This window comes from Paenibacillus sp. yr247 (genome assembly GCF_900103825.1).
Lineage (GTDB): Bacteria > Bacillota > Bacilli > Paenibacillales > NBRC-103111 > Paenibacillus_E.
The window spans coordinates 205,846-213,478 of record NZ_FNIF01000006.1 but is presented as its reverse complement, the minus strand read 5'-3'; the positions used below and the strand labels follow the sequence as shown (position 1 = coordinate 213,478).

Here is a 7,633-nt window from a genome sequence, read left to right as displayed (position 1 = left end):
AGCGTTTGCAGGCAAAACTAAACGGCCTTAGTCCGATAGAATTCAGGACCAAGGCCGCTTAACTGATTTTTATTATTTGTATTGTCTACTTGACGGGGTGCAGTTCAATACGCCGGAAGCCTGTTATAGTATTGAGCTATCGTTTTCCTTTAGTGCAGCAAAACTACAGTTGCCGACGAGGATTATTTCATCGTATTTTTCCCGTCTACTATTTCTGCGAGTCGTTCCTTGATCCGATCTGTGCATACACCGCCATGATAAGTGATGATCGTCTCAATGTCCAATTCGAGCAGCTTGGCAACCGATTTAAGGGCAGTATTCATGTCCAGCGTAAAGCTCGAGTTCGGCGGCATGAGTACGCCGTCTTGTGACATAAGAGCATCCCCGGAAATCAGCGTTTTGCTAGGCTTGTGATACAGGCAAATATGATCCTCGGTGTGACCCGGCGAAAAGATCACCTGGATCCCGCCGCAATAAGGCAGTACGTCGCCGTCTTGAAGCGTCACATCGACTTTGGAAGGCGTGGCGAGGACTTTGCTTTTGACTAGTGGCACTTCTCCCAAGATGTAAGGCTTCGTCAGCTCGTGCGCCATTACCACCAACCGTCCCTCCGATGCAGCGACAAGCTCGGGCAAGCTGCCGATATGGTCCTGATCCTGATGAGTAATGATGATTTTCGTCAGCTTTTCAAAAGGGAAGGATTCCTCCGCGAGCGTATTGCGAATGAGCTCCAACTGACCCGGGATACCCGTATCCACAAGGATCGCCTCGTGCTCGTCAAACAGCAATGATGCATGAACGACGAACGGATTCCCGCCTGCGTTCATCTCTAATTTCACGACTTTAATACCGTTTAATGCCGCCATTAAGTTTACCTCCATAATGAAAATTGTATTACCATAATTATAGAGGATGGACAGGAAAAGTACATAAATTTGTGCTTGTAAAGAAATAGGTAATAAAATGTGGATGCTTTTCTGCAAATGGGATTTATTACTTCGCTTTTCTGCCCGGTTTTAATGGTTTGTATAATTATTTCAGCACTTTCAGCATAGCGGAGATGGTACCAGCATGATTGACCTCATGCAATTATCCGTAATACTTCTACAAGTGGGTTCAAAACATACTAACTTGAATAACAAGAGGTGAGGAATTACCAGGTACGATTTCATTAATTGACAACTGGAATAAATCCACCATTCTTACAAAAATCCAAATGTTCTGGGGCATAAGTCGCAGTAATCATTCGGATATTTATTATTGTCTTTTTAAGGTTTTTCGCTGAATTAATTTTCATGGGAGTTCAAGGAGAAAAACCATTCATCGTAATTTTTATCATAACAAGTAGTTAAGTCTCGTTTTCGTCAATGACATAACCGTTAAAATGGAATTCTGTTATGGTGGGGTTTCTGAATGTGGTGATAGGTACAGGTTGACCTTGACTGGCTTCAGTTACCATTATTCCTGAAGCGTTCCTTGCTGCAGCAGTTAGATAGTATTTGTGTGAGCTGTCTTTTTTCACATTATCATCCGTACATTTAAAAGTTGTCGTAATGGTATTGCTAAAAGATGGGAGCGAGGTGATTGTTGTGAATTCTGTAAGAGTTCCGGAATCCAAAACAGTACAGAGACGTTTGCCAGTGAAAGGAGCATCACGCCAAATACTGAATTGCATTCTTTGTGTCGCTACCACGATTTGCAAACCTAATGTCGGTGATTGAAGCCCATAATTCCAAACGATTGTCGCGTTAAGCTCTTCACGATCATCTTGATTGATTTTATTTAATTTTATAGATTTTCCTACTTGGACTTCCGTACCAACTGAATTAGGCGGAACCGGGAGAACAAGAGTAGCAATAACTGAACCAACGGGAACCATCGGGTTAGACGATTGATGAAAATCATACCACTTGAGTAATCGTTCTTTGCCCATGCTCATTCTCCTTTTGAATATTATTGGAAATGCACAAAGACGAATTAAGTCTCGTTCTCGTCAATAACGGAGCCGCTAAAATGAACCTCGGTAATGGTTGGAGCATTGAAAGAGTTAATCGGTACTGGTGCGCCACCTCCATCTCCAATAAATACTTGAAAACCAGAAGCGCCCCCTGATACAGCAGTCAAATAATACTTATGAGTTTCTCCTTTTACATGTATATCTGCGCATGCAAATGATGTTGTAATTGTATTGCTAAAGAAGGTGGGGAGACTCACAGTTGAGATTATTTCAGTAAGGCTTCCAGAATCCAATACAGTACAAAGACGTTTGCCCGTAAAAGGTGCATCGCGCCAGATGCTAAATTGCATTTTTTGAGATGCTACTATTACTAGTGGACCTGCTAGGGAGGTAAGGGAAAAATTCCAAACGATTGTCGCTTTGAGTTCGATGCGATCATTAGAATTAATATGTTTTAAAGTTATAGATCCAGGAATACGGACTTCCTGACCAAAAAGACTGGGAGTTGCTATAGCTATACCGCTTGGGACCATTGGGCTAGGTGATTCATGAAAATCGTACCATTTGAGTAATCGTTCTTTGCTCACAGATATCATCCTTCTCTCAGATTTAGTTAAGAATCTATTCATATATGATTCAACCGAAAGTTTCTATGATACGGACAAAGGTGAGTGTGAATGTGCACATTTTACAATAAAATATACATTAATGTAATCCTTTGTCTGACAGTCCGAGGACAAAAGGCGATTAAGATGATTATTACTTGCAGCCTACAAAAAGGCCGCGAATTACGCGACCTTCAATGAAATTTTTGAAACGGAAAAAAGGGTGATAAAAGAATGATACTACTGTGAAACCTTTATTCTTCTTTCAAAACACGAACATTAAATCGCTATTTTAAATTAAAATTCGCTTTTTTGTTGAATAAATATTATAAATTTGCTATATTATCAACATATTAATCTTAAATATCATCACTCGTATATGCTCGGTAATAGGGTCTGAGCGTCTCTACCTGGTTCCCAATGAAAGAACTGGACTTCGAGTTAAAGTATTCGGCTGTTCGGCTTTTTTAGCCGCTGCCATTTTATGATTTAGCATTAGCTTCATTTTTTGCTTAATTATCTATACTTTGACTTTCGTAGGTCTAGAAGGTAGAACTCATTCTACCCTTTTCTAGACCTTTTTCTTTGGACCATATCTTCGAGTATATCAAACAACAAGGAGGAAATAGCAGCCAGAGATATGAATCCAAAAGGGCAATGATTCAGTTTATTAGCAAGAAGCGTCGTAACACACTTGAGAGGTAGACGGATACATTCAAGCTCTATTCCCGTCACCGCACCTTCAGAAAAATATTTTATATAGGAGAGATTATTTATGAAAAACAAAATGTTAAAAAAATATGCTTTATTAGGAATTATTACTGTACTGTTATTATCGGTATTAGTAGGTTGTAATTCTACTTCAAAAAATGCAACTGTACAAAAAAATGCTCAAAAACCTATTATAATTCAAGGTCCAATGCCAATAGAAGCTGAAAAATTTGCACAAAAGTTAAAAGATGTTAAAGAAGAAAAATCAGGAAATTTTACATTTTACAAAGGAACTTTAGACAATTATCCTGTAATCGTTGAAAAAACAGGTAAGGGAATGGAAAATACAGCAGCCGCTACAGCAGTGGTTATTGAAAGATATAACCCTATAGCAATAATCAATCAAGGAACATCAGGGGGACATGATCCAAATTTAAACGTTTTTGATATTGTGTTAGGACAAAGAACAACAAACTTAGGTTCATTAAAAACAGTAAATAAGGATGAAAACCAAGGAATTGATCCAACTATATGGAAACCTATGGACTTAATGGCTTCTGAAGGAAGTGCAGGAGAAGATCCTAATGCTGAAAAACCGCGTTACTTCGAGGGAAATAAGGATTTACTCGCAGCTGCTAATGCAGTTAAAGATAAATACACTAAGGGTAAGATTGTAGAGGGTACTATAGGTTCTGCAGACGTTTGGAATAATGAAGTTGATCGGATTAAATGGTTCCATACTAAGTATGGTACATCTGTAGAAGAAATGGAAGGTGCCTCAGCAGCACAAATTGCCAAAGCTTATGATGTAGCATTTTTGGGTATTAGAGTATTATCTAATAATAAAGTGAATGGTGGAAAATACAACCCAGATACAGCAACAGCATGTCAGGAATATGTTTATGAAGTAGTTAAAAAATATATATCAATGATGCCGAGCAAATAATACAGTAAAGGCCGATGCAAAAGACCGTTTATTGCCTGTGAAATGGCTTTAAACGGTCCTTTGTTTGTTTTCTTTCTTATTCAAAACAAATAATCAGCGATACTCCAAAAAATCAAGCCTTTTTCCTTATGCCGTCACCAAAGTAATATTCGGATACCGCTTGCAGCAGCCGGCGATGCGCATCTTCAAAATGTACTGGGTTCTCATCACACTCATGAAAAGAAGTCATGCAGGAAGCCACAATATCGTCTGCCAAAGACTTTTCTTGTTCAGCTAAAAGCATCAGTAGTTCATAATCTTCTATTCCTGCCCTCATGGCTTCCAAGCGTACGCTTCCCCATGGTCCATCCTCTCCCGGGTATGCGATATGAGTATCCCCTGGTGGAAGCCTCGAAGCGCTTAGATCGGTCAATACGGGGGAGGATTGTTCAAAGGGATCTTGATCTCGCAAATAGTAATTGAATCCCCAGTGCAGATAACCTTCCAGATTGTACTTATAGTTTCCCCAGTGCAAGTACCGTGTCCTGAGTAAAGGCATATCTAATAACCGGTTCATGTAATAGCCTCCCGGGAAACAGCACGTATAAAACCATAGTTTGTCACCTAGAGCCCTTACTTTTTCAAATTCGTGCCGATGCTTCTCATAATAATGGCTTTTCGGTATCCAAATATCAACGGAACCTTCCAAATCAAAAATTTCCACAGCCTCAATCAGTGGCACGCCAGGCATAAACTTTCTGACGATTCCCGATAAGATCCGATACTCCTGTGCACATTTTTCAGTAGGTTCGTCGGCAACATGCTGGACGGTAATAGTCAGCCACCCATTTTCCACCAGAAATTTTCTCCAGGCTGTTAGATACTGCGAAATGTATGCAAATCCTTCCGAAGAAATCGCCTTTATAGTTCGCCCGTGATTCCGAATGATAAATTCCGAATCGTTAAATTGCTTCCTTACAGCAACCATACCGCCTTCAATATGGGTAAAGCCAAGTTCCAAAAACAGACGAATCAGACGCTCGGCTTTATCAAAACAAAAATGGTATTTCCCATCATCCGTTTGCTCGAAATCTATCGTTTCCATTGTCACCCAGAAGTGGGTTTGACGCGATCTTCTCATGAGTTCGCCATAACGGCGTATCATGGCCCAGTGCGATTCAGACCACAGTTCCAAATTGTGCCTGCCCGCCATATGAGATAGAATAAACCAGTTTATGACCGAGAGTGTCTCCTTCTCAGGAACGGTTGCTGCAAAAACTTCAATACTTACGGGAATGAATATCTTCTCTTCATTTATGCTAATGGTCAATTCACCGGTATACATTCCGGGGACGGAATCCGCCGGGATTTTCCAACAGCAATATAATGCTTCCGTACCTGACCGGGTCAGGGAATTCTCCGTTAATGGCTTCATGGCGTCATATACCCGAAATGGCGCCAGTCGTGAAGTATACCCAGCTGCTGATTCTCCGTCTTTTACGACAAAGCCGACGGGTCCCGTGTTTTCCTCGACAAACACATCGATTAACTGATACATCTCGGGTATCTGCCAACCGGCATCCCGTCCATTGTAAGCAACTGTACATTCCCTTGACATGGTCACCTGTGTGGGGACGGAATTGATCAAAATCTGACAAGAAGCATAACTGCCTCTGGCAGCCGACAAATCGATACGTTGTTGGCCGTTCCCCTTCACAAGGCAGTCGGGGTACATCCATTCGTTGGTGCTTATGATTTCATATTTCATTTGGAAAGCTCTTTAATCTTTTGGTTTATCTGCTCCCTTTTTTCAAGAAGCCATGCTTGCTCTTTCGGATACGTATCGAACGAAATTGGATCTTTAAGTCCTTCCTCAAGCATCTCCATAACCTTTGCTTTGCCGATGAAGCTTTCGAGTAGTTGGAAAGCCCGCATATCCTGTAGGGCATCATGAAGCACCTCAAATCGGATCGAGCTAATTGGACGGCCGTCTTCACCCGGGTAAACAAGAAAGGCGTCGCCGGAAGGAAAACCACAGTCGGCATCTGTTACCTGATAGGGGTTAAGCTGTTTTAGGGATCGACGGGAATACCAGTGGTTGTAACCCCAGTGCAGAAATCCGGCGATATCGAATTTATAGAGCTGAATGCCGGTAATTCGATTGCGGCTGGACGGCATATTGAAAAACCTATTGGAGACCCGTTTGTATTGTCCACAGCAGTAATAGGTCCATAAATCCGGTACCCCGTTTTCCAAAAAAGGAGCGATGTGATCGTTCGAAGGGACTGGATTCGTTATGACACCCTGCCGGTAAAAATCATAATCAGACAGCGCATCAATGATTGGGAACTCTTGCAAATAGGTAATGACGATCTCCTTAGCCTGCCGGTAATCCTCTAATTGTTTCGAATTCGGTTCATCTGAAATATGAAAGTAGCTCTTGGATTCGAGTCCATGCTCCTTGATGAAAGTGACTAATTCAGGTAAAAACTGCGATAAAAAATTCTTATATTCCTCACCTACGGCGTCCGTTTCCCATCCGAATATAGGTTTCGTTTCCTCGTTTTCCGTCGCAATGATTTTCGGAGCGTGCTTAGCCCCCCATTGGGTGAAAAGGTGGCTAAACTCAAAATAGCGGACACCTTTTCCTTGGCAAAGCTCCACCCATTTCTTCAGCTTATCAAATCCAAACCGGTATTGATCCCCTGATTTGTCCACGTCTACGAGTTGATTGGTAGGGCGCTCCTTGCCAACAGAAGTTTCCAGCGGCGGCGTAAATAGGGGGGTCAGAATCATATTGATGCCACGGCGAACCGCGAGTTCCACATAATTTTCGATGATTCGCCAGTGCTCCTCACCGAACATTTCAACCCGATATTGCGTAGCCAAACAGTCTACATAAAACCATTCCGTGTGAATCAGGCGCTGCTCCGGCAACATACCCTCAATAATCTCCAGTTCGAAACGCGCTTCCCCCAACCGATGTCCATCCGTTGTTTCAAATGCCACTTCGACGGGATATAAACCCGGCACAGCTTGACCGTTTGTCTCTATCATTACCCATAACGATCTCCATTGACGCGGAAGTGTTCTGATCCCTTCCTCTTCGTTGATGGGGTATAGCGGGTCGGGGTAAAGACCCGGCGTCGACCGCAAAATGTCTTCATCATGATCAGCATAAGCTGGAAGCTCTGACGGCGCCAACCCCACAGTCGAGATTGTAATCCATTCGCGCAGAGGAGAATGGACGTGAAGGCGGATATTATGCATCAGATGATCGGACCGATAGGCCACCTGAAAGGAATAAACTTCATTTCTTAATGATGATCCTCGGATAAATGCTGAATCTGTGAACTCTCCATCAGCGAACACTTTCGCTAATGAGCTTAAACATCTGGTTTCAAATGAAATGGTTGTCATTTTATATCCATCTCC

At 42.0% G+C, this 7,633-nt stretch carries 6 protein-coding genes and 1 riboswitch; of the genes, 1 reads left to right on the top strand and 5 read right to left on the bottom strand.

What is annotated here, in order from left to right:
* Positions 1-182: 182 nt before the first annotated feature.
* The 3 genes from BLT91_RS14660 to BLT91_RS14650 all read right to left on the bottom strand — a co-directional run bounded on the left by BLT91_RS14660 (position 183) and on the right by BLT91_RS14650 (position 2,544).
* Positions 183-866, bottom strand: a complete 684-nt coding sequence (locus tag BLT91_RS14660) for an MBL fold metallo-hydrolase (protein WP_090822104.1) — start codon at positions 864-866, stop codon at positions 183-185.
* Between the two features lie 482 nt (positions 867-1,348).
* Entirely contained in the window at positions 1,349-1,933 is a 585-nt protein-coding gene (locus BLT91_RS14655) for a hypothetical protein (RefSeq protein WP_090822102.1), read from the bottom strand.
* Between the two features lie 44 nt (positions 1,934-1,977).
* On the bottom strand, positions 1,978-2,544 hold the full coding sequence (locus BLT91_RS14650) for a hypothetical protein (protein WP_090822100.1): 567 nt from the start codon (positions 2,542-2,544) through the stop codon (positions 1,978-1,980).
* 371 nt (positions 2,545-2,915) lie between these two features.
* Positions 2,916-3,019: riboswitch (purine riboswitch) on the top strand.
* A gap of 318 nt (positions 3,020-3,337) precedes the next feature.
* Between BLT91_RS14650 and BLT91_RS14645 the strand changes: the two genes are divergently transcribed.
* Positions 3,338-4,219 (top strand): 5'-methylthioadenosine/S-adenosylhomocysteine nucleosidase, encoded by an 882-nt coding sequence (locus BLT91_RS14645; RefSeq protein WP_090822098.1) that lies wholly within the window; start codon positions 3,338-3,340, stop codon positions 4,217-4,219.
* A 112-nt stretch (positions 4,220-4,331) separates the two neighbouring features.
* Here BLT91_RS14645 and BLT91_RS14640 read toward each other — a convergent pair whose 3' ends face one another.
* Together BLT91_RS14640 and BLT91_RS14635 are read right to left on the bottom strand one after the other, a co-directional pair.
* A complete protein-coding gene (locus BLT91_RS14640; protein WP_090822096.1) occupies positions 4,332-5,966 on the bottom strand; it encodes a DUF4091 domain-containing protein in 1,635 nt (544 codons plus the stop codon).
* Positions 5,963-7,618, bottom strand: coding sequence for a DUF4091 domain-containing protein (locus BLT91_RS14635; RefSeq protein ID WP_090822094.1), 1,656 nt, complete (start codon positions 7,616-7,618; stop codon positions 5,963-5,965). The genes BLT91_RS14640 and BLT91_RS14635 overlap by 4 nt, the downstream gene beginning before the upstream one ends.
* Between the last annotated feature and the right edge of the window lie 15 nt (positions 7,619-7,633).